Origin of the sequence: Streptomyces sp. NPDC050147, assembly GCF_040660195.1 — a bacterium.
GTDB lineage: Bacteria > Actinomycetota > Actinomycetes > Streptomycetales > Streptomycetaceae > Streptomyces.
Genome location: NZ_JBFALJ010000008.1, coordinates 103,112 through 128,866 on the forward strand (window position 1 = coordinate 103,112; position 25,755 = coordinate 128,866).

Here is a 25,755-nt window from a genome sequence, read left to right on the forward strand (position 1 = left end):
GCACCTCCCGGCTCCTCCGACGCTTTCAACAGCCTTGACACCACCCTCCACTTGGCGCCCTACTGGACCTTGAGCAGCGACTTGACAACGTTGTCCAACTCGCAGGGAGGGGTTCGGGGATGCCGCACAGATCACGCAGGCCTCGCTTCAGACACCATCGTTCGGCCGTGGTCCTCACAGCGGCCGCGTTCACGCTCGTCGCGACAGCGCAGGGCGCCGCGATGGCCAAACCGGAGGAACCGCCGAAAGCGGCGCGGGAGTTCGTCTCCTCGTTCGAGGAGGGCGAGGCCCAGCCCGACTGGCTGAACACCGTGGAGACCGGCCCCGACGGCAAGAAGCGGACCGCCGGTGTCAACGGCGCGTTCAGTGCGGGGATACCCGGAAGTGTGAACGACCACATCACGGAGGTCCGCGCGAGCGGCGAGAACTCCGGGAGCGGTGAGGTCAAGGAGAATCTGATCGACGGGGAGCCCACCAGCAAGTGGCTCACCTTCGCGCCGACCGGCTGGGTCGAGTTCGACCTGGACGAACCGGCCAAGGCCGTGATGTACGCGCTGACGTCGGCGAACGACCACGACGAGCGCGACCCCAAGGACTGGACCCTCCAGGGCTCCACGGACGGCAAGGACTGGAAGGTCCTCGACACCCGCAAGGGTGAGGCGTTCGACAAGCGCCACCAGACCAAGAAGTACGAGTTCGACAACGCCACCGCCTACGCCCACTACCGCCTGGAGGTCACCGCCAACAACGGCGCGTCCGACGCCCTCCAGCTCTCCGACGTCCAGCTCTCCGTGGGCGGCAGCGAGGCGCCCGCCCCCGAGGACATGCTCTCCCTCGTGGACCGCGGCCCCAGCGGCTCCCCGACCGCGAAGTCGGGCGCCGGGTTCACCGGCAAGCGCGCGCTGCGCTACGCGGGCACCCACAAGGTGGACGGCCGCGGCTACTCGTACAACAAGGTCTTCGACGTGAACGTCTCGGTGCGCCGTGACACCGAGCTGTCGTACCGGATCTTCCCGTCCATGGCGGAGGGCGACCTCGATTACGACGCCACGAACGTGTCCGTGGACCTGGCCTTCACCGACGGCACCTATCTGAGTGACCTCAAGGCCATGGACCAGCACGGCTTCCCGCTGACCCCGCAGGGCCAGGGTGCCGCGAAGGGCCTCTACGTCAACCAGTGGAACAACGTGGCCGCGCGTATCGGGCAGGTCGCGCGCGGCAAGACCGTCGACCGGGTGCTCGTCGCGTACGACTCCCCCAAGGGCCCGGCGAAGTTCCGCGGCTGGGTGGACGACGTCTCCCTGAAGGAGAAGGCCCCGGCGAAGCCGAAGGCCCACCCTTCGGACTACGCGGACACCACCCGCGGCACCAACTCCAGCGGCGGCTTCTCGCGCGGCAACACCTTCCCCGCGACGGCCGTCCCGCACGGCTTCAACTTCTGGACGCCGGTGACCAACGCGGGCTCCCTGAGCTGGCTCTACGACTACGCGCGGGGCAACAACGCGGACAACCTGCCGACGATCCAGGCGTTCAGCGCGAGCCATGAGCCGAGCCCCTGGATGGGTGACCGGCAGACGTTCCAGATGATGCCTTCGGTCGACAAGGACACCCCGTCCGCGTCCCGCACGAAGCGCGCGCTGCCCTTCAAGCACGAGAAGGAGACGGCACGCCCGCACTACTACGGCGTGACGTTCGAGAACGGTCTGAAGGCCGAGATGGCCCCGACCGATCACGCAGCGATGATGAAGTTCACCTATCCCGGTGACGACGCGAGCGTCATCTTCGACAACGTCTCGGAGAAGGGCGGCCTCACCCTCGACAAGGAGAGCGGTGTCGTCAGCGGCTTCTCGGACGTCAAGTCCGGGCTCTCCACCGGCGCGACCCGGCTCTTCGTGTACGGGACCTTCGACTCCCCCGTAACGGCCGGCGGCAAGCTCGACGGCGGCGGTGGCGGTGACGTCACCGGCTACCTGCGCTTCAAGGCGGGCAAGGACCGCACGGTCAACCTGCGCCTGGCGACCTCGCTCATCAGCCTCGACCAGGCCAAGGCCAACCTGAACCGCGAGATCCCGTCCGGCACCTCCTTCGACCGCGTGAAGAACCGCGCCCAGAAGAGCTGGGACGACATCCTCGGCAAGGTGGAGGTGGAGGGCGCGAGCGAGGGCCAGCGGACCACGCTCTACTCCAGCCTCTACCGGCTCTACCTCTATCCCAACTCCGGCTTCGAGAAGGTTACTTCGGCCGACGGCAAGTCGAAGTACCAGTACGCGTCGCCCTTCTCGCCGCAGACGGGCCCCGACACCCCGACCCACACCGGTGCGAAGATCGTCGACGGCAAGCCGTACGTCAACAACGGCTTCTGGGACACGTATCGCACGACCTGGCCCGCCTACTCGCTCCTCACGCCGAAGAAGGCCGGTGAGCTCGTCGACGGCTTCGTGCAGCAGTACAAGGACGGCGGCTGGACATCCCGTTGGTCCTCGCCGGGCTACGCGGATCTGATGACGGGCACCTCGTCCGACGTGGCGTTCGCCGACGCGTACGTCAAGGGCGTGGACTTCGACGCCAAGGACGCGTACGACGCGGCGCTGAAGAATGCGACCGTGGTGCCGCCGAGTTCGGGCGTCGGCCGCAAGGGCATGGAGACCTCGCCCTTCCTCGGCTACACGCCCAGCGAGACACACGAGGGCCTGTCCTGGGCGCTGGAGGGTTACCTCAACGACTACGGCATCTCACGCATGGGCGAGGCCCTCTACAAGAAGACGGGCGAGAAGCGCTACAAGGAGGAGTCGGAGTACTTCCTCAACCGCGCCCGTGACTACGTGAAGCTCTTCGACGACAAGGCCGGGTTCTTCCAGGGCAAGAGCAAGAAGGGCGAATGGCGGGTCCCGTCCGACAAGTTCGACCCGCGTGTGTGGGGTTACGACTACACGGAGACGAACGCCTGGGGCTACGCCTTCACCGCCCCGCAGGACTCGCGCGGCCTGGCCAACCTGTACGGCGGCCGCAAGGGCCTCGGTGACAAACTGGACAAGTACTTCGCCACTCCGGAGACCGGCTCCGCCGAGTTCGCGGGCTCCTACGGGGGCGTCATCCACGAGATGACCGAGGCACGCGACGTACGCATGGGCATGTACGGGCACTCCAACCAGGTCGCCCACCACGCCGCCTACATGTACGACGCGGCCGGTGAGCCGGCCAAGACGCAGGAGAAGGTCCGCGAGGTCCTCTCCCGCCTCTACACCGGCAGCGAGATCGGGCAGGGCTACCACGGCGACGAGGACAACGGCGAGCAGTCGGCCTGGTACCTCTTCTCCTCGCTCGGCTTCTATCCGCTGGTCATGGGCAGCGGCGAGTACGCGATCGGTTCGCCGCAGTTCACCAAGATGACCGTGCACCTGGACAGCGGGCGTGACCTGGTCGTCAAGGCGCCGAAGAACAGCGCGAAGAACGTGTACGTGCAGGGCCTGAAGGTCAACGGCAAGAAGTGGACCTCGACTGCCCTTCCCCACAAGGAGATCGCACGCGGCGGCGTCCTGGAGTTCGACATGGGCCCGAAGCCCTCGTCGTGGGGCACGGGCAAGAACGCCCAGCCGACGTCGGTCACGCAGGACGACGAGGTGCCGTCGCCGCGCGGTGACGCCATCAAGGATGACGGCGCGCTCTTCGACAACTCCTCCGCCACCGACGCGACTTCGGACGCGGCCGTCGATCTGCCGGTCGCCAAGGAGACCAAGGCGGTGCAGTACACGCTGACGTCGTCGAAGGACAAGGCGAAGGCGCCGCGCGGCTGGGTCCTCGAAGGCTCCGCCGACGGCGAGAAGTGGCGGGAGCTGGACAAGCGGTCGGGTGAGTCCTTCGCCTGGGACCAGCAGACCCGGGTGTTCACGGTCGACGATCCGGGGACGTACCGGCACTACCGGCTCGTGCCCGAGGGGTCGGCGACGCTCGCGGAGGTCGAGCTGCTCGGCTGAGCTGACTGGGTGAGCTGGCTGGCTGGCTGAGCGAGGGTATTGCAGAAAAGTCGCACCGACACGCCGACAGTTTCGGCGTGTCGGTGCGACTTTCTAGCATTCGCCGAACTCGCACCAGACGATCTTGCCGGGGTCGCGTTCGGCGACACCCCACTTGTCGGCCAGAGCCGCCACGAGCAGAAGGCCCCGCCCCGACTCGTCGGCGTCGCCGACGCCGTCGCCCGGCCGGGGCCACCCGCCGCCACTGTCGTGCACTTCCACGCGCAGTACGTCGCCCTCGTAACGGAGGTGGAGCCGGAACCCCCGCCCGGGTGGGACCCCGTGCAGCAGGGCGTTTGTCGTCAACTCGCTGACGCAGAGAGCGATGTCGTACGCGCGTTCACCGACCTCCCAGTCAGCGAGCGCGGCGCTCACGAAGGCGCGGGCGGCGGGGACGGACTGGCGTTCACGCCGGTAGAAGCGTTCGCGTGGAGTTTCGTCGTTCACGTGACGAGAGTCACACTCCGTGGTCATCATGGAGCAGTGCGTGAACCCGTACTGCTGGGCTGTACGGGTTCACTGCGTGAATGCGGAGCTTCTGATGGGGAGTTGGACGGCATGAGCAGTCCCAAGCGACGGTCACGAAGGAACGCCTCAGCCATGCGGATGGTGGGGGCGTTGCTCGCCGTCCACCGCGAGGCTGCGGGCTACACGCAGAGGTCTCTGGCCGAGCGGTTCGTCATCAGCGAGGAGGCCATCGCTTCTATTGAGCAGGGGCGGCGGCCTCTCAAGATGGATTTGGCAATCCAGCTGGACGAGCTCCTAAGTACCAACCGGACGTTGGAGACGGCCGTCGACAATATGCCGGAGGTGGATCTGGTTCCTCGGTGGGCGGAGGAGTATTTGAATTGTGAGCGGGAGGCTATTGCGATCTCCGTGTACGAGAGCCTGCTCGTCCCCGGCCAGCTTCAGACCGAGGGGTACGCACGGGCGGTCTTCCGCAGCCGCGTTCCGGTGTACGACGAGGACGAGATCGAGCAGCTCGTGGCGACACGCATCGAGCGACAGGCGATCTTGCATCGCAAGGTCCCGCCGACTACCAGCTTCGTACTCTGGGAAGCGGCACTACGAGATTGGCTCGGCGGCAAGGGCGTATATGCCGAGCAACTCCGCCATCTTCGCGAATACGCTGAAATCCCGGGGCTTTCCCTGCAAGTTATGCCGCTCGGACGCACCACACACGCGGGGCTCAACGGTCCCTTCGTCCTGCTGGAGACACCTGAACACCAGAGGCTCGCGTACACAGAGACACAACGCGGAAGCCGACTGATCGCTGATCCCGATGAGGTAGCGATCCTTACCCAGAAATATGCGATGCTGCGGACACAGGCCCTCAACTCAGAGGACACCATGGGCCTGTTGGACCAACTGCTAGGAGAGCAATGAGCGGCAGCACCGCGCTTGAGTGGTTCAAGTCCAGCTACAGCGGCGACGAAGGCGGCCAATGCCTAGAAGTCGCCTACACCTGGCGCAAGTCCAGCCACAGCAGCGAGCAGGGCGGCGCCTGCCTGGAATTCGCCGCCCACCCCACCGCCGTACACATCCGCGACTCCAAGAACCCGGACGGCGGCCCGCAGCTCGCCGTGGCCCCCGACGCCTGGAGCGCCTTCCTGGCCCTCCCCCAGGCCCCAGCCTGACCGGCACGTGCGCTACTACCTCTACGTGTCCGGCTCCAAGCTGGACATGCTGTACGAGCAGATCCCGCCCAAGCTGCTCAAGCGGCTCGCCGTCGAGGCGAAGGTCGACCTGAAGGTGCTGAGCGTCGCCGTGCAGTCGTCGCCGCGCGCGGAGGCCGGCACGTACGACCGGCTCGACATCGTCGAGAAGTATCTGGAGCGGGAGTTCGACGTCAGCTGGATGACGGAGCCGAGGCCCTGGTTCCGGGGTGATCTGGGGCTGCGGATCGCGGGGTACGGGGCGGCCGACCGGCCGACGTTCATGACGGGACGCGAGGGTGACACCGTCATCGCGCTCATCGGGTCGGCGCACCATCTGATCGGGCAGCGGACGGCTGTCGACACGATCCAGGCGGCCTACTCGAACCTGCCGTCGTTGTTTCAGCTCCTGCACGACGCTCCGGACGGCCGCCCCCAGGCGAACAGGCAGTCCCCGCTGCGCCAAGTCCTGGACTTCTCCAAGTCGTTGACGGTACCGCCCGTCTACAGCGAGTTCCTCGCGCGGCGCCTGCTGCACGGCACCGTCACCGGGGAGGACGGGCGCGAACTGGAGGTCGTCATCGGCACGCCGCTGTACGTGGCGATGGCGGACGGGGATCAGGAGCAGGGGGCCTGAGTGGAGCAGGGTGCGGCACGCGCCGACCTGGGCCGGATGCGGCTGGCCGGGGATGTCGAGGGCCTGTGCCGGGTCCTGCGGTCCGGCGAGTTCCCCATGGCACGGCAGGCCGCCGCGCTGCTCGGTGACATCGGTGGCCCGACGGCAGCCGACGCACTCCTCGACTGTCTGGAGCGGCCTGAGAGCTACCCGCGCTATCTCCACCTGCGGGCCCTCGCCTCGCTGGGGAAGCTGCGTGAGCGCCGCGCGGTCCCGCTGTTGCTGCGGCTGCTGCACGACGGGCGGCTGGAGAACCACGGCCAGGAAGAAGGGGTGTTCCGGGCCCTGGCCGCCATCGGCGGGCCCGAGGTCGTCAGCGAACTGATCGGCAGGCTGGCCGAGCCGCGCCCTTCGAAGCTGGTGGTCGACGCGGTGGCCGCGCTGCGCCCGCCGGAAGCCGTGCCCGCGTTGCTGGCCGCGCTCTGGACGCTGCTGCCCGGTGACGAGGTGCACGCGGTGCGGGTGCTCGGTGCGATGCGCGATCCCCGTACGGGAGCGGCGCTGCTGTTCCTCGTGGCCTCGGAAGGCACCTCTGCCGAACTGCGCAGGGCGGCGGTCCGGGCGCTCACCGAACTTCCGGAGGAGTCCTGGCCCCCGCCGGCAGGCTGGATCCCCGAGATCATGCTGCGGCGCGCGCTGCGTGATCCGGATGCCGCGACCGCACGGCCCGCGGCGGAGCTCCTCTCCAGGACCAAGACAGGCCGGGACGAACTGCGGGGCCATCTCAGGGATGCCTCGCCGGGGCGCCGGGCGCCCTACCGGGCTCCGAGCTGTTCCGGCGTCACGGTCTGCGCCCTCATCCAGGACCGGCCCGAACTCTTCGGCGAGGCACACGATTACCGGGACGTTCCGGCGCTGGTCAAGCTCCTTGACGAGGCGAACCCGACCCTGCGCAGGGCCGCGGCCTCCGCGCTCGGCGCCGTGGGAGGCACGGCGGCGGGCGGCGCGCTCCTCGCCGCGCTCGGCGACGAACGGATCGGGGAGGCGGCCGCGCGGGCTATGACCCGCCTGCCGGAGCCACCCGTACAGGAGCTGCTCGCGCTGCTGTCCGGAGGCGGCGATGCGACCCAACGGGGTTTTGCGGCGCGGGCGTTGGGGGTTCTGGGCTGCACGGAGGCCGCTCCTGCGCTCCTTGCCGCCCTGGACGACACCGGTACGCCGGGGCTGCGGACCGCCGCCGTCGACGCGCTCGCCGCGCTGCGCCACCGCCCGGCGGCCGAACGCCTCGCGGCCCTGGCGGGGGACGAGGAGCAGCCCGGCACGCTCCGGGCCCGCGCCGTGCGCGCACTGGGGCTGATCGGGGCGCGGGAGTCGCTGCCGGTGGTGTTGGCCGCTGTGCGGGACCCGTCGGAGCCGGTGCGGTTACAGGCGGTGCGGGCTCTGGGCGAGTTCCCCGTGACCGAGACGGCCGGGGCGGCAGAGGCGGCCGAGGCGCTCGGGGTGGTCGCCGCTCTGGACGTGAACCTCGATGTCGCACGGGCCGCCGTCGAAGCCCTGGGCCGGGTCGGCGCCCCGGCAGGACCTGTCCTCGTATCCCTGGCGCAGCGGCTCCGGAGGGACGTCGCCGATGAACTGATCGCCGCGCTCACGCACTGCCCCGGGGCCGAGGCGGTCGCGGGGCTCTGCCAGTTGGCCGGGGCGATCCTGCCGGAGGACGCCCATGTGGCGGTGGCCGAGGCGCTGGGTGTGCGACGCGCGCCGGAGAGTGCCGGGCCCCTGGTGGCGCTGCTGGCCGACGACCGGCGGTACTCCAGCCGTGGCGCCGCCGTGCGGGCCCTCGCCGAGCTGGGCACCGAGGAGGCCGACGAGTACGTGCTGGCCTACTGCCGCAGGACCGGCCACGACGGCGAGGCACAGCGTGCGGCCCTCACCGTCATCGCGGACCGCCGGGAAATCGAGTGCGCCCAGGCATCCGGCCGACTACAGTCGCCACCGTGTCCGTGACCAAGTAACTCCAGGTGCCCCACCCGCCCCGCGGGTCCGGCACGGAAGCGTCCTGTCTTCCTCCGCCCCCGCCGGTCGACGGCCCGGGGCCGACCTGGAGTGCTCGTTCCGTGAACACCTTTCCCCGGCGCACGCTCACGCTTGCCCTTCTCTCCCTCCTGCAGTTCCTCATCGCGATCGACGTCACCGTCGTGAACGTGGCCCTCCCCGCCATCGGGGAGCGCTTCGACGCGGGACCGGCCGCCCTGTCCTGGGTGGTCACCGGCTACACGCTCGTCGGTGGCGGCCTGCTGCTGCTCGGTGGGCGGCTCACCGATCTGCTCGGCAGGCGGCGGATGTTTCTGCTCGGCGCCGCGCTGTTCGCACTCGCGTCGCTCGCGGCGGGGCTCGCACCGAACCTGGAGACGCTGATCGCCGCCCGCTTCGCGCAGGGCGCGGGCGAGGCCCTTGCCTCGCCTGCCGCGATGTCACTGATCGCGCTGCTCTTCCCCGGTCCCGAGGAGCGCGCCAGGGCGCTCGGGGTGTGGGGGGCGATCTCGGCGGGCGGGCTCGTTGTCGGCGTACTGCTCTCCGGAGTGATCGTCCAACTCCTCGACTGGCGCTGGATCTTCGGCATCAATGTGCCCCTCGCGGCGTTCGTCATCGCGCTCACGCCCATGCTGGTGCGGGCGGACGGTTCGCGTGTCGCGGGCCGTCGGCTCGACCTTCCCGGTGCCGCGCTCCTGACGGGCGGTCCCCTCACGCTCGTCTACGGTGTCCTGCGCGGGTCTGTGGCGGCGATGTTCGCCGGGGCCGTGCTCCTGGCCGCCTTCATCCTCGTAGAGGCGCGTACGAAGAGTCCGCTGGTGCCGCTCTCGTTCTTCGCGCACCGCACCCGCGCGGTGGCCAACGCGGCGACGGTCCCGCTCAGCGCGGGCCTCTCCACGAGCTTCTTCCTGCTCACCCTCTACATGCAGGACGCCGTCGGACTCTCGCCGCTCCAGGCCGGGTTGGCGTACCTTCCTTTCTGTGCCGCGCTCTTGTCGGCGATCCTCCTGACGCCCCGGCTGATGGGGGCGATCGGCACCAACCGCACCGCGCTGCTCGGTCTCCTCGTCACGGCGGCGGGGCTCGGCTGGCTGGCCCGGCTGCCGGACGAGGGCGGCCTGTGGATAGATGTACTGCCGGGCATGATCGGCGTCGCGGCCGGCATGGGCGTCGGCCTGCTGGCCCTGCAGAACGCGGCCCTCTCCGACGTCACCGAAGACGACGCGGGCACTGCTTCCGGCGTCCAACGCTCCGTCGACCAACTCGGCGGCTCGCTCGGGCTCGCGGTTCTGGTGGGTACGGCGATCGGTGGCGGCAGCGCTCAAGGGCCGGATTTCCGGGCGGCGTTCGGGTGGGCGGCGGTGTGCGTGCTCGTCACGGTGGTGGGCATGGCTGTGGCCGGGCGCAGGAAGTAGCGCGGCATCGCGTAACGGTCACCGGGTGGGCGGGGCCTGGTGGGCCCGCCCAGTGCCGGCCGCAAAGGGTCCCGGGTGTGCGCGCCCTCCGCGAACGCCGCCGCGTAGGCGCGCTCGCCGAGGGTGTGGCGCACCGCGGTTCGGACTCGATGTGGGCCTCGTGGAGCGGGCGCGGGCCCGTCAGCGCGACGCCCGTCGTCCGCAGGAGTCGGGCCGCCGCGGTAATGGCTCGACAGCGTGATGTCGCCGTGCCTAAGATCTACGGCGACATCGCGTGTCGGTCACCGGCTGGGTGAGGCATGGAGGTGTCGGGAGGTGCCTTCTGGAGGCATTCCTTGTCAGTCGAACTGAATCACACGATCATCCACGCCCGGGACAACCGGGAGTCCGCCGAGTTCTTCGCGGACCTGCTGGGCCTTGGGATCGCCTCGGAGTGGGGCCCGTTCATCGCGGTGCAACTGAGCAACTCCGTCACCCTGGACTTCGCGACCGTCCCCGCGGACAAGATCACCCCGCAGCACTACGCCTTCCTGATCTCCGAGGCGGAGTTCGAGGCGGCGTACGAGAAGATCAGGGCACGGGGCGTCGAGCACTGGGCCGATCCGCATCAGAAGCTGCCGGGTGAGATCAACACCAATGACGGCGGCCGTGGTGTGTACTTCCTGGACCCGTCGCGGCACGCCATGGAACTCATCACGGTGCCGTACGGCGGCTTCCCGAAGTAATCACCGAACCGCCCCTCATGACGGGCAGCTCTCCTCCTTGTCCCCCCGGTACGTCCGGTACAGCGGCAGCTTCTCCTCGTCGCCGGAGCGGTCCACCGGGGGGAACTCGATGACCGGGACGGGCTTGCAGACGGCCCACTGGTCGTTCTCGCCCGGACCGGTGAACCCGTAGGTGCCGCCCGCCCCGACGAGACAGCCGGTGCACGTCCCGCCGTCGATGGTCGACAGGGTGAGCGTGCTGTACACGTCCTTGGTGGAGGGCAACGCGTTGATCTCGCCGTACGTACGGTCGACCGCGGAAACGAAGAGAGCGAACCCGTCGTAGTACATGGCCGCGTACCCGTCCTGCAATGCCTCGTCTCCCAGCCCGTGCTCGCTCTGGATCTTCTTGAAGCGCGCGTGGAAGGGCGAGAAGCCCGAGGGTGCGTCGCCGGGGTTCTTGGCCCAGTCCGGGTCGTAGGCCGAAGCGTCGACGATCGTGGCGTCGGCCCTGCGCAGGCTGCGTTCGGTGCCGGCGGAAGTGAGCGTCGGCTCCAGGCCGATGCCGACCTTGAGGATCCGGAGCTTGCCGCCGCTGCGGTCGCAACCCCCCTCGTTGGCGAGGCGGTTGATGAACGCCGGCAGATCCTGGTCTCGGCCTGCGAAGAAAACCGTGTCCGCCTTGTCGCGGCAGATCCTCGCGACGGCGTCGGCGAAGCGCTGCGGGATGCCCTGGTCGTCGCCCGAGGAGCCGATGTAGTGGGAGTTGTGGTTCTTCAGGTCGTAGGTCTTGCCGAAGTGCCGGTCGAAGACCTCCCGCAGGTTCTTGGAGTACACGTCGCCCTCGCGGCTGTCCCAGAGCAGCAGGCCCTTCTCCTTCTGCGGGTAGCGGTCCAGGTAGCGGGAGAGGGCCTTGGCGAACTGTTCGTTGTTGGGCGACGTCTTGAAGAAGTACCGGAAGTTCATGGAGGCGGCGGTGATCACCGGGCCGACCGTGGGGATGCCGCGCCTGGTGAGCTCGCCGACCGCTTTGCGGGTCTCCGTCGTACTGCTCGGGATGCCGGTCACGCCCACCAGCGGGGCCTCGGGGTCCCGCGCCAGCTCGGCGAGACGGTCGACGACGGGCTCCCACTCGTCGAGATGCTTGCCGTCGGGGGCGAAGAGCAGCTGGTAGTGCGGCCCGCTGGCGCTGTTCGCCTCCAGCTGCGCCGCGAGGGCCCCGGCGAGGGCGCGCCGGATCATGTCGCCGGTCATCGCGCTGGACTCGTCCGACGTGAAGGGCATCATCATCGCGATGCGTACGTAGGGGATGCGGGTGCTGCTGTCCGACGGGTTCTCCCAGTCCCGCGCGACCCGGGCGTTCTCCTCGGCCACGGCCTCGATGAGGCTCTCGGTCTCCTCGTCCGCGTCGAAGGCCTGGTCGGTGACCCCGACGCACTCCCCCGCGATCTCCTCGAGGCCGTCCCCGCACGGACCGGGCCGCGAGCTGTTCCAGGTGACGAGGCCCGCGACGAGGGCGATGACCACGACCGCGGCCACGAGCCATTCGAGGGGCCCCCACTCCTTGGGCGGGTGGTTGAACATCATGACCCCTCACTGGCGGGGACGGGCAGGATCTGCCGTCTGCGGGCGGCCGTCGGCCAGTCGCGGGCGGCCCTGCCAAGGGCTGCGTACCAGGTGCGGTGGCGGCGGGAGAGGAATGCGAGTTCGTCGCCGACCGCCTGGCACAGGGTCTCGGCATCCGGGTCGATCGCCGCGTCGGCGTACGGCTCGGACAAGTACCACAAGGCGTGCAGCAGCCGGTTGATGCTGCGGCCCGCCTCGTCGAGGTGGCTGAAGCGGGAGGCGTGCTCCCCGAGCGCGATCTCCACCCGGTGATCGCTCCAACCGCCCGTGTCTTCGGGGAAGTTCGCGTCCCGTCCGGTTCCTCCCGACGGCGGCGTGGGAGCGGTGGCACAGTGCCGCAGGCATTCCAGCCAGTGCTGAACGCTCTGCGCGGCCTCCTCCGCGCCGAACTCGTCCGCCAGGATGTCCACCGCCTGCGCCGCGTTCCCGGCGGCCAGGCTGTGCCGCAGCGCGTCCGCTTCTCCGGTGTCGGAGCGCTGCACGTGGTGCCGGTGCAGGAGGCGGTGGATCTCGTGCCAGCTGTGCGCGTCGTCGGGGGGTGGCGAGGTGCGGCGCGCCTCATGGACGAGGAGCGACTGGAGGAGCCTGCTCTCGACCAACGGCGCCCCGACGGGGACGGACTGCTGCCACTGCCGCTCCACGAGGTACTGCGCCGCCGCGTTGGCGGGCAGCTGCTCCGGGCCGTCCAGACGCAGGTCCTCGGCGAGGGCCTCCGCGGTCTCGTTGTCCCGCGCCAGGCACAGCACGAGGAGCCGGTCGCGCTGGCGCCGGTCGGGCAGCAGATCCTCCAGGAGCACCTGCGTGACCGGGCGCCCCTGCGGGGTGGGCAGGTCAAGCAGGTCCCTGGGGGCCACCGTGCGGTTGTGCCGGGCCGCGTGCACCACGGCGTCGCACAGGACGGTGGTGGCCGCCGGGTGCCCTCCGGTCAGCGAGTGCAGCGCCGACGCCAGGTGCGGGTGGAGCAGCCGCGCGGACGCCCGGTCGAGCATCGAGAGGACGTCGTCCCTGCTCAGTGGCGTGAGCGGCACGACGAGCAGCCCGGCGGACGGATCGTGGCCGGTGCGCTGCCAGATGGCGGCGGCCTGCTTGCGCCGCGCTCCGCCCGCGGCCGGCAGCAGGTCGGCCAGTTCGCGGCGTACCGCCTGCGGCGCCTCCTCCTGCGGTACGTCCCCGAGGCGGGTGGCGACGACGGTGATCCGGTCGCGGTGAGGCCGCTGCGCGCTGGCGCGGTGTTCGAGGAGCAGTTCCAGGAAGCGCCGCCCCGCGGGGGCGTGCGCCTCGTCGACGAGGATCAACGGCCAGGGTTCACGGTTCAGGTGCCGCACCAGGCCGTACGTGGCGGCCACCTCTTCCAGGAAGGCGGCCATGAGGGTGTTCTCGACGGCGTTGCGGTAGTCGCCGCCCCGGTGGAAGCGCCGGCCGAGCTCGAGCAGAGCGTCCGGCTTCGTGGTGGCGCCGTCCGGCGTGGTGTGCCGCTTCCCGTACCAGCTCCGGGCCGGGGCGAGGCCGCGCAGGGACTGGAGTTCCCCCAGGATCGCCGCGGTGACCGGCAGCGAGTCGTCGTCGTCCGCCGCCTCGGCGACGGAGGCCTCGACCCGCTCCGACCACTGCCGCGCCACGTCCCGCTCGGCGCCGGCGAGCAGCCCGCCGGCGACCAGTAGCCGGGCGTGCCGGGCGCACACGGCGTCCCGCCCGTCCGCGTCGCCGAGGGACCAGCCGGAGACCGCGAACAGGCCGGGCACCAGGACGGGGAAGTGGCCGAGCTCGGGAGCGAGCGCGCACACGATCCGCTCCAGGACCTGTACGAAGTCGGCGGCCGGCGCGGCGGGCACGCCCCCGGCCTGTGCGAGGACGACGGCCGCGGCGGCGGTCACCCCCGGCGCCACGGCTTGCACGTGGGCCAGTGGGAGCCTCTTGTCGTAATGCCGCGCGAGCCCGTCGAGGACGGCGCTGCGGCCGAGGCCGTGCTGTCCGGTGAGCAGGACGACGGGCACGTCGTCTCCGAACTCCCGTTTTCTGCGGGCCCGTTCGTCGTAGGCGAGGCCGGTGAGCGACGGCACAAGCGAGCCCACCAGCGGGCCGCGACCGTACAGCAGTGGTGTTTCCGGCTTGCCCATCCGACGACTTCCTGCTTCCCCCTGGGAGCCTTCGGCCACCACCGGGGCGAGACGCAGCGCTCCCCCGGACATCAGCCTCTGACTACTGCTCCAAGTCCCCTCGGAACAGAGGAACTTACCCCCCTTCGCTTCAGGGATGCGGGTAAATCTCCAGATCGACCCGTTCTGGGATGTTCGCCGCCGCGCGCACCTCTCCCGGGTACGCGAGCCTGACCCTTCGCAGCCCGGACAAGCCTGCCAGGTGCGAGAGATCGATGTCGGTGCCCTGGGTGAGATGGATCTCCACGAGCCCCGGCAGCCTCCGGGCGATGCGCCGCAACGACACCGGCGCGCCCGGCTTCGCGTACACGTAGAGGTGGGTGACCTGGGAGACCTGCGCCTTGGGGTCGAAGAGCAGTGTGCTCAGCTGCTCCGGGGAGAGGGTCAGCGTGCGCAGCTCGGGCAGCTGGGCGAGCAGGGCGCCCCACCCGTCGGGCAGCAGCCGCTCCCCCGCCTCGTGCAGGCGCAGCTCCTCGAGGGTCTGGAAGTGCCTGATCTCCGTGACGTCGACCGTGCCCATGGGCAGGGCGAGAACCCGCAGGCCGGTGAGGCGGGACAGATCGGCGAGCCCGCGCCAGGGCACTTGCAGCCCCAGGTGCAGGGCGCGCAGGTTGGGGCACTGAGCCAGCTTCGACAGTGGCTCGAACTGCGGGAGATCCTCGAGGACGAGGGTGTGCAGCCGGGGCAGCCGGGTGAGCGGCGCGGGCTCCCTGAGGTTGCGGCAGCCCTGGAGGGTCAGGCTCTCCAGGGCCGGGAAGTCCGCGAGCAGACCGAGGTCGTCGAGCTGGAGCGCGCCGCGCAGCCTGAGCTCACGCAGGCGCTGCGGGTCCAGCGCCGCGCGTACGGCCTGAGGCGCGAAGTCGCCGTGAATGCCGACGCGTTCGCAGCCGGGCAGCGTCGCGAGGGCTTCGAGTTCGGCCTCCGAGCGCACGGTGACGGGTTGCGAGGGGTCGGCGGTGAGCAGCGGCCGGATGATCTCGTCGGCGTACGGACCGGTCTCGAACCGGTCCCAGTGGCCGAGGAGTTGGGCCCGCACCACGGGCTGGCGGGTGTCGAGGAACTCCCGCAGGCGCGGGATGGCGGCGTCACCGCCGATCTGGCAGATGGCGTGGACGGTCGCCAGCTCCTCGTCCCCGTCCAGCTCCCGCGCACCGGGCAGCAGACCGAGCAGCAGCGGACCCGTGCGCGCGAGGACCCTGGCCTGGCGCAGGCTGCGCGGCGGCACCATGCGCGCCGCCTCGGTCTCGATGGTCAGCCGGACGGCGGGGTCGAGTCGGGTGGCCTGTTCCAGCGAGGCGAGGGCGAGCAGCCGCAGTCTGGCCTGGACCGTCGCGTCCTTCTCGCGGTTGCCGCGCTCGCTGAGCCGCATGAGCAGATCGGCACGTCCGTTGTGGTCGCTCTGCGCGACGGCCATCTGCACCACGTCCTCCCACTGGTCGGCATGGGCGTTCTTCACCAGAATGCCGAAGTCTCGCTCTTCGAGCACCGCCTTGGCCCCGAGATAATCCTGAAAAGTGCGGTGGATGAAGTCCACGGCGCCCGAGGCGGGTTCCCGCAGGACCCCGCTGCGTTCGACGAGGTACTGCAGGGCGTCCTCGGGCTCACCCATCTTCTGGAGGCTCGGCACCTGCGGCTGGAGCCTGCGGACCAGTTCCACGGCGTCGGCACGCTCGATCTGGGTGCGTTCGTTGCGGATCAGCCAGTACGCGAGCCGCTTGAGGGGTTCGGCGGCGGCCTCCTCGCTGAGCTTGAGGCCGCGCAGGCCGCGCTCCACGTCGCGCCGTTCGAGCAGCATGGAAAGAGCCGCCTTGTAGAGGGCGGCCCGCCCGGCGGGCAGATAGCCGTTGCGCTCTCTGTGCAGGGCGCAGATGAGGGTGCACATCAGCGGGTTGCTGGCGAGCCTGCTCAACGACGGCCGGGCGCGCAGGGACTGGATCAGCGCGTCGTCCTCCCCCTCGCGCGCCGAGGCCGCCGTGTGCCACCGCTGGATGAAGCGCCGCAGGTCGGAGGGGCTGAGCGCGTTCAGGGTGAACTCGTGGAACCCCTCGCTCTCCAGCCAGCCGGGGGCGAGCGCGGAGGGGCGGGTGGTGGCGAGCCACAGGTTGCCAGAGAAGGCGGCGAGCAGTCCGCGCAGCCACTCCCTGGTGCGCGTGCGGTCGGCGCGGGGGATCTCGTCGACGCCGTCGATGAGCAGGACCCCGCGGCCGTTCTGCAGCAGGCGCGCCGCCCAGCCCGCGGGTTCGGTGCCCGCCAACGGGCAGCCCATCCGGCGCAGGAAGTCGTCGGGCAGCGGCAGTTCGGTGCCTTCGCGGACCAGGGTGCGCAGCGGCAGGACGAAGGGAACCCGTCCCAGGAGCTGCGGCAGATGGCCCGGCACCGTGTCCTGCTGCGCGGTGGTCAGGGCCAGCCACTGGACGAGCGTCGTCTTGCCCGTACCGGCGAGTCCGTGCAGCAGTACCCGCCGGCGATCGACGAGGACGGTCTCGACGCTCTCCTGAAGTTGTGCCGCCCTTCCCTCGCGGTCCACGTCGGGTTCGTCGTCCGCGGCGGCCGTCGCGACGGCCCGCTGGCTCAGGTAGGCGCTCTCCAGGGGCCATTCCTTGCCGCGGGGGTCGCGCAGATCGACTCCGTAGAGGGTGAGGTTGCCGTGGCGCTTGACGACGTAGCGCGCGTAGTCCTCCTCGAAGCGGGCGTCCGCCACCGTCCAGTCGTCGCCCGAGACACGGCGTGTGAGGACCTCCAACTGGTCCCGCAGTCGCCGCAGTTCGAGGAACTCCTCCAGCTGGGCGCGGGCCGCGAATCCGGGCCGCTGGGTGAAGAACCGCACGAGGTGTACGCAGGCGGTCCGCAGGAGTACGTCATGGAAGAGCGCCGCGTCGCGGGTGAGCAGCCTGCGTGTGTCGGGTCCGGCCTTGCGGGACAGCTCCTTGGCCAGTTCTTCGGGCCCGAGGACGAAGACCTGCACGTCGTCCATGTCGAGCTCGCCGAGGGCGAAGAGGGTGCGGGTCAGGGCCTGCCCGACGGCGTCGTGCTCGTCGTCCGCGATCGGCCGCTCGTGCGGCCCCGCCGCGCGCACCGCACGGCGCACCAGCTCCCGCGCGAGCCGGTGCATGTCGTCCTTGCTGAGCGAGGGCTGGTCCCCGGCGAAGGAGAGCATTCCCTTGATCCGTACGGGCCGTTCGGTGTACTCGGCCCCGGGCGCCTTGGGCGGCGGAAGCAGCAGCCGCTTCAGCAACGGCACCACGACCGAGGACGCGACCTTGATTCCCATTGTTCCCGCGTCCACAGAAACCTCCGTCGCCGCCGCGCGCTTTCCGGCACCCACAACGCCCCGTGCTCAAAGCGTAGGGCCCGCACCCCCCTGCGAGGGGGATGCGGGCCCAACTGCCTTACGGCAATGCTTCCTTGCGCCTGTGACTACTTCCGGATGAGCGAACGCAGCACGTACTGCATGATGCCGCCGTTGCGGTAGTAGTCCGCCTCACCGGGGGTGTCGATGCGGACGACCGCGTCGAACTCCACGCCCGTGTCGGTCGTGACCTTGACGGTGCGCGGCGTACGGCCCTCGTTCAGCTCGGTCACGCCGGTGAAGGAGAAGGACTCCTCGCCGGTGAGGCCGAGGGTCACGGCGGACTGGCCCTCCGGGAACTGGAGCGGCAGGACGCCCATGCCGATGAGGTTCGAGCGGTGGATGCGCTCGTACGACTCGGCGATGACGGCCTTGACGCCGAGGAGCGCGGTGCCCTTGGCGGCCCAGTCGCGGGACGAGCCGGAGCCGTACTCCTTGCCCGCGAGGATCGCGAGCGGGGTGCCGGCCGCCTGGTAGTTCTGCGAGGCGTCGTAGATGAAGGAGACCGGACCGCCCTCCTTCGTGAAGTCGCGGGTGAAGCCGCCCTCGGTGCCCGGCGCGATCTGGTTGCGCAGGCGGATGTTGGCGAACGTGCCGCGGATCATGACCTCGTGGTTGCCACGGCGCGAGCCGTAGGAGTTGAAGTCGCGACGCTCGACGCCGTGCTCCGTGAGGTACTTGCCGGCCGGGGTGTCGGCCTTGATCGCACCGGCCGGGGAGATGTGGTCGGTGGTGACCGAGTCGCCCAGCTTGGCCAGGACGCGGGCGCCCGTGATGTCGGCGACCGGGGTCGTCTCCATCGTCATGCCCTCGAAGTAAGGGGGCTTGCGGACGTACGTCGACTGCGGGTCCCACTCGAAGGTGTTGCCGGTCGGGATCGACAGGGCCTGCCACTGGGCGTCGCCCGCGAAGACGTCCTGGTAGGACTTGTTGAACATGTCCTCGCCGATGGAGTTGGCGACGACGTCGTTCACCTCGGCCTCGGAGGGCCAGATGTCCTTCAGGTAGACCGGGTTGCCGTCCTGGTCGGCGCCGAGGGCCTCCCTGGTGATGTCGACCTTCATCGAGCCCGCGATGGCGTACGCGACGACCAGCGGCGGGGACGCCAGGTAGTTCATCTTGACGTCGGGGTTGATGCGGCCCTCGAAGTTCCGGTTTCCGGAGAGGACGGACGTCACGGCCAGGTCGGCGTCGTTGACCGCCTTGGAGACCTCCTCGGGCAGCGGGCCCGAGTTGCCGATGCAGGTGGTGCAGCCGTAGCCGACGAGGTTGAAGCCGACCTTGTCGAGGTAGGGGGTGAGCCCCGCCTTGTCGAAGTAGTCGGTGACGACCTTGGAGCCCGGGGCGAGGGTGGTCTTGACCCACGGCTTGCGGGTCAGGCCCTTCTCGACGGCCTTCTTCGCGACGAGCGCGGCGGCGACCATCACGTACGGGTTCGAGGTGTTGGTGCAGGAGGTGATCGCGGCGACGGTGACGGCGCCGTGGTCGATCTCGTACGTCGAGCCGTCGGGGGCGGTGACCGTGGTCGGCTTCGTCGGGATGCCGTTGCTGCTGGCCGGGGCGTCGGACGCCGGGAAGGACTCCTTGCCGGCCTCCTCGTCGTCGCTGACGTAGTTGCGCACGTCCTGGGCGAACTGCTGCGCGGCGTTGGCGAGGGTGATGCGGTCCTGCGGGCGCTTCGGACCGGCGATCGAGGGGACGACCGTGGAGAGGTCGAGCTCCAGCTTCTCGGAGAAGTCGGGCTCGGCGGCCGGGTCGAGCCAGAGGCCCTGCTCCTTGGCGTACGCCTCGACGAGCGCGACCTGCTGCTCGTCACGGCCGGTCAGGCGCAGGTACTTCAGCGTCTCGTCGTCGATCGGGAAGATCGCGGCGGTGGAGCCGAACTCCGGCGACATGTTGCCGATGGTGGCGCGGTTGGCGAGGCTCGTGGCCGCCACACCCTCGCCGTAGAACTCGACGAACTTGCCGACGACGCCGTGCTTGCGCAGCATCTCGGTGATCGTGAGCACCAGGTCGGTGGCGGTGGTGCCCGCGGGCAGCTCACCGGTCAGCTTGAAGCCGACGACGCGCGGGATGAGCATGGAGACCGGCTGGCCCAGCATCGCGGCCTCGGCCTCGATGCCGCCGACGCCCCAGCCGAGTACGCCGAGGCCGTTGACCATGGTGGTGTGCGAGTCGGTGCCGACCAGGGTGTCGGGGTAGGCCTGGCCGTTACGGACCATGACCGTACGGGCCAGCTTCTCGATGTTCACCTGGTGGACGATGCCGGTGCCCGGGGGGACGACCTTGAAGTCGTCGAAGGCGGTCTGGCCCCAGCGCAGGAACTGGTAGCGCTCCTTGTTGCGGCCGTACTCCAGCTCGACGTTCTGGCCGAAGGCCTCCGCCGTGCCGAACTTGTCGGCGATGACGGAGTGGTCGATGACCAGTTCGGCCGGGGAGAGCGGGTTGACCTTGTCCGCGTCGCCACCGAGCTCCTTGACGGCCTCACGCATGGTGGCGAGGTCGACGACACAGGGCACACCGGTGAAGTCCTGCATGATCACGCGGGCCGGCGTGAACTGGATCTCCTGCGACGGCTGCGCCTGGGAATCCCAGCCGCCGATCGCACGGATGTGGTCGGCGGTGATGTTCGCGCCGTCCTCGGTGCGGAGGAGGTTCTCCAGAAGCACCTTCAGGCTGTAAGGGAGGCGCGCGGAGCCCTCGACCTTGTCCAGCTTGAAGATCTCGTACGACTCGTCGCCCACGCGCAGCGTGCTGCGGGCGTCGAAGCTGTTCGCCGACACGACAGTCTCCTTCATATATGTGCGCGTTGAATCACATCCTGCCGCCACGACTCCTCGTCGATCCGCTAAGGTAAGGCTTAGTTAGGTAACCCTTACCGAGTGGCGGCTTCTAGTGCGCCTCGGCAGATATCTCGATGTCGAGATAACTCTAGTACATCACCCGCGCGTACGACGAGGCGCGCCCGCCTGCCCGCCCGCCGAAGGGAGCACGGAGAACTCCAGAGCGCGCAGCCGCGCCGGATCCGCGACCACGTCGTACGCGGCGATCCGCTCGTTCTCGACCCTGATCAGCAGGGCGAGGAGCAGCCGTCCGTACGGGGCCACGGCCATGCCCACCATGCCGTCGACGAGCACGACCTCCGCGAAGCGGGCGTTGTTCCGAAGGAGCACCGTCTCCCGCGCCACGGCCCGCGCGCCGCGGATCACCGCGGAGAGGTCGGCGGTGCGCACCACGTCGGGGGCCAGGACGGTGAGCAGCGCTTCGAGGTCACCGCTGCGGGCTGCCGCGAGGAAGGCCTCGACGACACGCCGGTCCCCCGCGAGCCCGGGCGCGGCGAGGACCTCGGGCGGGGCCTGCACCTTGTGGCGCGCGCGGCTCGCCAGCTTCTTGGTGGCGACCGGGGTGCGCTCCACGATCGGGGCGATCTGCGTGAACGGCACGGCGAACAGGTCGTGCAGCACGAAGGCGACCCGTTCGGCCGGACCCAGCGTGCCGAGGACCACGAGCAGCGCGCGGCCCACCGAGTCGGCCAGGAGCGCCTCCTCCTCCGGGCCCCCGCCGTCGCCGGGCTCCGGTATCCGGTCGGGCAGATGCTCCCCCGCCGGTCGCTCGTGGCGCGCGGCGGCCGACCGCAGCATGTCCAGGCAGAGGCGGGAGACGACCGTACGGAGCCAGCCGGTGAGGTTCTCGATCTCGTCGGCGTCGGTGCGGCTCAGCCGCAGCCAGGCCTCCTGCACGGCGTCGTCGGCGTCGCTGAGCGAGCCGAGCATGCGGTAGGCGAGCCCGCGCAGATGGCCGCGGTGCGCCTCGAACCGGTCCGCGAGGACCTCCTGTCCGTCCATCGGTCACCTTTCCCCGTCGTACGCCGTCACCTTCGTGTCCCCGGCGGCACAGCCGCCGTGACAGTAACGCCACGAAGGAGAACCACCGTGACCGCCACCCTGCCCACCCTCCTCGACCAGCCGCTCCTGCGCCCCACCGGGGTCGGTGACCTCCGGCTGCCCAACCGCGTCGTGATGGCCCCGCTCACCCGGGCGCGCGCCGACAACCCCGGTCTTGTCCCGACCACGCTGCACGCCGCCTACTACGGGCAGCGGGCCAGCGCCGGACTCATCGTCACCGAGGGGACCTGGGTCAGCGAACGCGCCATCGGGTTCGTCAACGTCCCCGGCGTCTACAGCGAGGCCCAGGTCGCCGGTTGGCGCCGGGTCACCGACGTCGTCCACGCCCTCGGCGGGCGCATCGTGCAGCAGCTCTGGCACACCGGAGCCGCCTCGCACCCCGACCACCTCGGCGGTGAACTGCCCGCGGGGCCCTCGGCGATCGACCCCCGTACGCAGACCTTCACCCCCGGCGGTTTCAAGGAGACGCTCACGCCGCGCGCGATGACCGCGGGCGACATCGAGGCCACCGTGGAGGAATTCCGTACGGCGGCGGCCAACGCACGGCGCGCGGGGTTCGACGGGGTCGAGATCGGCGCCCTCGGCGCGTTCCTCTTCGCCCAGTTCCTCAACCCGCGCCTCAACCACCGCGACGACGCCTACGGCGGTGACCGCGCGGGGCGACGGAAGCTGCTGCTCGACGTCGTCGACGCGGTCACCGCCGAGTGGGAGGGGCGGCGCGTGGGTGTGCGTCTCTCGCCGTACCTGGCAGCGACCGAGCACTTCGTCGTGGAGGAGCTGCTCGGCGACTTCGACGAACTGGTGACGGCGCTGAACGACCGCCCGCTCGCCTATCTCCACCTGCGCGGCCCCGACCCGGCCGGGTCCGGCGAGTCCCCCGCTTCTGAGCCGTTCGCGCGCTACCGGAAGCGGTTCGAGCGACCACTGATCGCGAACAACGGCTTCGACAGGAACTCCGCGAACGCCCTCGTCGATGCGGGGTGCGCCGACGCCGTGTCCTTCGCCACGCACTTCGTCGCCAACCCCGACCTGGTCGGCCGCTTCGCCCTGGGCCGGGAACTGGCGGCCGGTGACCCCGCCACGTACTACCAGGGCGGCGCGCGGGGGTACGCCGACTATCCGGCCGCGGGCTGAGCGCGCGAGGAGTCGCGCACCAGGAGGCCCGCCGGTACGACGACGGGGCCGAGCGCCGTACCGCCGTCGCCCTCGATCAGGCCGACGAGGAGGCCGACCGCGGCGCGCGCCGTCCGCTCCGGGTCGAGGGTCACGGTGGTCACGGGCGGCAGCGTCGCCGCGTACCCGGGGTCCTCGCTCGCGCACACCACGCGCAGCTCGCCCGGGACGCGCAGCCCGAGGCGGGCCGCGGCGGCCAGGAGCTGACGGCCGCCCGGGTCGTACGCCGCGTAGACGGCGTCGGCCCGGTGCGGACCCCGCAACAGCGCGTCGAACGCGCGCCCCTGGCCGTCCGTCACGTCGAAGGGCACCACCAGCGGATCGGCGCCGCGCCGCGCACACCACCCGGTGTACGCCGCTGTCACCGCGCGCGCGTAGTGCTCGTCGCCGTCGCCGGACTGCAGGGCGATACGGCGGGCGCCGGAGGCGGCGAGGTGGTCGAGGACCTCGCGGGTGGCCGCCTCGTGGTCGTTGTCGACCCAGTGGTCGCCGGGGCGCGGGTCGCCGGGAACACCGTCGAAGACGAGCGGGATGCCGCGGGCGCGCAGCGCGTGCGCCATCGGGTCCCCGCGCGGGCTGTCCATGATCAGCATGCCGTCGACGGCGAGGCTGTGCCACGTGTCGTCGGCGGCGCGGTCGGCGGGCAGCGTGGTGAGGGCGTAGCCGCGTGCGTGGGCCGCGGAGGTGGCCGCCGTGAGGGCCCGGGAGAAATAGGCGACCTCGGCGTAGTCCCAGGCTCTCGGGTACGTGGTCACCGCGACGCCGAGGGTCCGCGTGCGCGGAGCGGTGCGGCGGGTGACGTATCCGAGGCCGGCGGCCACCTCGCGTACGCGGCGTCGCGTGGGCCCGGCGATGCGGCCCGTGCCGTTGAGGGCGTGGGAGACCGTCGCGGTCGACACCTCGGCCGCGCGGGCTATGTCGGTGAGGGTGGGCCCTGGCACGCGGCACATCGTACGGATGCGGATTCCGTCGTAGCCGGTGGGTTCTGGTTAACGGCTTACTCACGGAGTCTGTGTGCCGCCGCTTCCCGGCGGCTCTTTCCCGGCCATCCACCCGACCCCCCGCGACACACCGTCAGCGTCCGGCGTCGGCCGCACTCAGGAGCGCCATGTCCTCTCCCCGCCTCTCCTCGCTCTCCCGTCGCACCCTCCTCGCCGCCGGAGCCGCCGGAGCCGCCGGGCTCACCGCGGCTTCGGGGGTGCCCGCGTCCGCGTCACCCCGCCGGTCCGCCGCCCTGGTGGTGCACACCTCCCGTGTGGTCAGCGGAGTTGGGGGGCACGCCCCCGCGCGGGCCGTCGCCGTCGGCAGGGACGGGAAGATCCTCGCCGTCGGGAGCGACTCCTCGCTCAAGCGGTTCATCGGGCGGGACACCGACGTCGTGAACGGGCGTGGTGGCACCCTCATGAGCGGCATCCACGACGGGCACGCCCACCCCATGGACGCCGCGAGCCGCTCGCTGCGGCCCTCGCTCGCCGGAGCCGAGCAGACCGTCGCGGACCTGCAAAAGACCCTGACCGCGTTCCTGAAGGACTCCGCGGAGCAGGAACCAGACGGGTGGCTGGTGGTGGAGGACTGGAACCCCGTGGGGCTCCTGCCGCACGGCACCGCCGCGCACCACTCGATGCTCGACGCACTGCCGACCCGGCGGCCCGTCGCGCTGCGCGGCGGCGACGGGCACAACATCTGGGTCAACCGGCGTGCCCTTGAGATCGCGGGCATCACCGCGTCCACCCCGGACCCGGTCGGCGGCAAAATCGTCAGGGGCCAAGACGGCGAGCCCACCGGCGTGCTCAAGGACGATGCCCAGCCGCTCGTCACCCGGCACATCCCCGAGCCCGACGCGGAGCAGCTCGCCGACGCGGCGGCGAAGGTCTTCGCCGAGGCCGCCGCGTCGGGGATCACCACGTTCATGGAAGCCGTCGTCGGCAAGGGCGAGTTGGCCCTCTACAAAGCGCTCGCCGAGAGCGGGAGGCTGCCGCAGCGCATCGTGCCCGCCCTTCGCGTCGACACCGACAAGACGAAGGACCCGGCGGCCGCCCTGGCGTACGCGCGGGGCCTGCGCGCGGAGTTCGAGGACGTACGCGCGCTGCGCTTCGGCACCGTCAAGGTGTTCCTCGACGGGGTCATCGAGTACCCGGCGCAGACCGCGGCGCTCCTGAAGCCCTATCTCGACAAGGACGGCAGGCCCACCGACCACCGCGGCGACCTGTACGTCTCGGCGGCGGACTACGGCCGGCTCACCGCCGCGTTCAACGAGGACGGCTGGCAGATGCACGCGCACGCCATCGGCGACCGAGCCGTGCGCACCGCCCTCGACGGGTACGCGTACGCCCTGCGCGAGACCGGGGTGCGCGGCCCGCGCAACACCGTCGCCCATCTCCAACTCGTCGACCCCGCCGACCTGCCCCGCTTCGCCCGCCTTGGCGTCATCCCCTGCATGCAGCTCCAATGGGCCACCCGCAACACCTGGACCATGGACGCCCTGCTGCCCTACATCGGCGCCGGGCGGCACCGGTGGCAGTACCCGGCGCGCAGCCTGGAGCGGCACGGGGCGCGGGTCTCCGGTGGCTCGGACTGGCCTGTCGATCCGCTCCAGGTGTGGAACCAGGTGCGCACCGCCGTCGACCGGTTCGGGGACGAGGGCGAGGGCGATCTGTACCGCGACGAGGAAGGTCTCAGCCGCTCGTCGGCCCTGCTCATGCACACCCTCGGCACGGCGCGGCAGCTCCGTACGGACCACTTCACGGGGACCGTCGAAACGGGGAAGTCGGCCGATCTCGTCCTGCTCGACCGCGATGTGACGCGGTGTCCGGTGGCCGATATCAGCTCTTCCGAAGTGCGTCTGACGTTGACCGGAGGCACAGTGGTGCATGACGCCGCCTCGTCGGCCGGGCGCGCGGCCGCCGCCCGGGTGACGCGCGCGGCGGCCGGGCCGCGGCTCACGGCGCAGGCCGCGGTGCACGGTGGGCGGCACGCCTCGTGCGGATGCGGCTGAAACCGCGCGGACAGGTGGCGTACGGAAACGACGTGCAGGAACTTCCGTACGGAATTGGTCGCTTCCCGGATGGCCTACCCCAGCGCGTGCGTCATCTCATATCTGAGATAACCTGCG

General features: G+C 70.6%; 16 protein-coding genes. 9 read left to right on the forward strand and 7 right to left on the reverse strand.

Annotated elements, in window-relative coordinates; translation table 11 throughout:
- Window positions 1–119: 119 nt before the first annotated feature.
- Window positions 120–3,974, forward strand: a complete 3,855-nt coding sequence (locus AB0I94_RS15055; RefSeq protein WP_363309994.1) for a GH92 family glycosyl hydrolase — start codon at window positions 120–122, stop codon at window positions 3,972–3,974.
- Window positions 3,975–4,067: 93 nt separating this feature from the next.
- Here AB0I94_RS15055 and AB0I94_RS15060 read toward each other — a convergent pair whose 3' ends face one another.
- Entirely contained in the window at window positions 4,068–4,487 is a 420-nt protein-coding gene (locus AB0I94_RS15060) for an ATP-binding protein (protein WP_363310143.1), read from the reverse strand.
- An 84-nt stretch (window positions 4,488–4,571) separates the two neighbouring features.
- On the opposite strand from AB0I94_RS15060, the gene AB0I94_RS15065 reads away from it, so the two are divergent.
- The 6 genes from AB0I94_RS15065 to AB0I94_RS15090 all read left to right on the forward strand — a co-directional run bounded on the left by AB0I94_RS15065 (window position 4,572) and on the right by AB0I94_RS15090 (window position 10,455).
- The gene (locus AB0I94_RS15065) at window positions 4,572–5,399 is read left to right on the forward strand and encodes a helix-turn-helix transcriptional regulator (RefSeq protein WP_363309995.1); all 828 of its coding nucleotides are present in this window, start codon (window positions 4,572–4,574) and stop codon (window positions 5,397–5,399) included.
- Window positions 5,396–5,650: a DUF397 domain-containing protein gene (locus AB0I94_RS15070; RefSeq protein ID WP_363309996.1), complete on the forward strand. Its 255-nt coding sequence runs from the start codon at window positions 5,396–5,398 to the stop codon at window positions 5,648–5,650. The genes AB0I94_RS15065 and AB0I94_RS15070 overlap by 4 nt, the downstream gene beginning before the upstream one ends.
- A 7-nt stretch (window positions 5,651–5,657) precedes the next feature.
- Window positions 5,658–6,305 (forward strand): SAVMC3_10250 family protein, encoded by a 648-nt coding sequence (locus AB0I94_RS15075; protein ID WP_363309997.1) that lies wholly within the window; start codon window positions 5,658–5,660, stop codon window positions 6,303–6,305.
- Window positions 6,306–8,288 (forward strand): HEAT repeat domain-containing protein, encoded by a 1,983-nt coding sequence (locus tag AB0I94_RS15080; RefSeq protein WP_363309998.1) that lies wholly within the window; start codon window positions 6,306–6,308, stop codon window positions 8,286–8,288.
- A 110-nt stretch (window positions 8,289–8,398) separates the two neighbouring features.
- Window positions 8,399–9,730, forward strand: coding sequence for an MFS transporter (locus AB0I94_RS15085; RefSeq protein WP_363309999.1), 1,332 nt, complete (start codon window positions 8,399–8,401; stop codon window positions 9,728–9,730).
- A gap of 335 nt (window positions 9,731–10,065) precedes the next feature.
- On the forward strand, window positions 10,066–10,455 hold the full coding sequence (locus AB0I94_RS15090) for a VOC family protein (RefSeq protein ID WP_363310000.1): 390 nt from the start codon (window positions 10,066–10,068) through the stop codon (window positions 10,453–10,455).
- A gap of 15 nt (window positions 10,456–10,470) precedes the next feature.
- On the opposite strand, the gene AB0I94_RS15095 is transcribed toward AB0I94_RS15090, so the two are convergent.
- The 5 genes from AB0I94_RS15095 to AB0I94_RS15115 all read right to left on the reverse strand — a co-directional run bounded on the left by AB0I94_RS15095 (window position 10,471) and on the right by AB0I94_RS15115 (window position 21,410).
- Window positions 10,471–12,021, reverse strand: coding sequence for an ABC transporter substrate-binding protein (locus AB0I94_RS15095; RefSeq protein ID WP_363310001.1), 1,551 nt, complete (start codon window positions 12,019–12,021; stop codon window positions 10,471–10,473).
- Window positions 12,018–14,177, reverse strand: a complete 2,160-nt coding sequence (locus AB0I94_RS15100) for an ATP-binding protein (RefSeq protein ID WP_363310002.1) — start codon at window positions 14,175–14,177, stop codon at window positions 12,018–12,020. Before AB0I94_RS15100 ends, AB0I94_RS15095 begins: the two co-directional genes overlap by 4 nt.
- Window positions 14,178–14,307: 130 nt before the next feature.
- Entirely contained in the window at window positions 14,308–17,502 is a 3,195-nt protein-coding gene (locus AB0I94_RS15105; protein WP_363310003.1) for an NACHT domain-containing protein, read from the reverse strand.
- Window positions 17,503–17,633: 131 nt separating this feature from the next.
- Window positions 17,634–20,348, reverse strand: coding sequence for an aconitate hydratase AcnA (gene acnA, locus AB0I94_RS15110; RefSeq protein WP_363310004.1), 2,715 nt, complete (start codon window positions 20,346–20,348; stop codon window positions 17,634–17,636).
- A 156-nt stretch (window positions 20,349–20,504) separates the two neighbouring features.
- Window positions 20,505–21,410, reverse strand: a complete 906-nt coding sequence (locus tag AB0I94_RS15115) for a sigma-70 family RNA polymerase sigma factor (protein ID WP_363310005.1) — start codon at window positions 21,408–21,410, stop codon at window positions 20,505–20,507.
- A gap of 87 nt (window positions 21,411–21,497) precedes the next feature.
- On the opposite strand from AB0I94_RS15115, the gene AB0I94_RS15120 reads away from it, so the two are divergent.
- The gene (locus AB0I94_RS15120) at window positions 21,498–22,604 is read left to right on the forward strand and encodes an alkene reductase (protein ID WP_363310006.1); all 1,107 of its coding nucleotides are present in this window, start codon (window positions 21,498–21,500) and stop codon (window positions 22,602–22,604) included.
- On the opposite strand, the gene AB0I94_RS15125 is transcribed toward AB0I94_RS15120, so the two are convergent.
- Window positions 22,586–23,593, reverse strand: coding sequence for a LacI family DNA-binding transcriptional regulator (locus tag AB0I94_RS15125; protein ID WP_363310007.1), 1,008 nt, complete (start codon window positions 23,591–23,593; stop codon window positions 22,586–22,588). The genes AB0I94_RS15120 and AB0I94_RS15125 overlap by 19 nt on opposite strands.
- A 158-nt stretch (window positions 23,594–23,751) precedes the next feature.
- On the opposite strand from AB0I94_RS15125, the gene AB0I94_RS15130 reads away from it, so the two are divergent.
- On the forward strand, window positions 23,752–25,638 hold the full coding sequence (locus AB0I94_RS15130) for an amidohydrolase (protein ID WP_363310008.1): 1,887 nt from the start codon (window positions 23,752–23,754) through the stop codon (window positions 25,636–25,638).
- The last annotated feature ends 117 nt before the right edge of the window (window positions 25,639–25,755 follow it).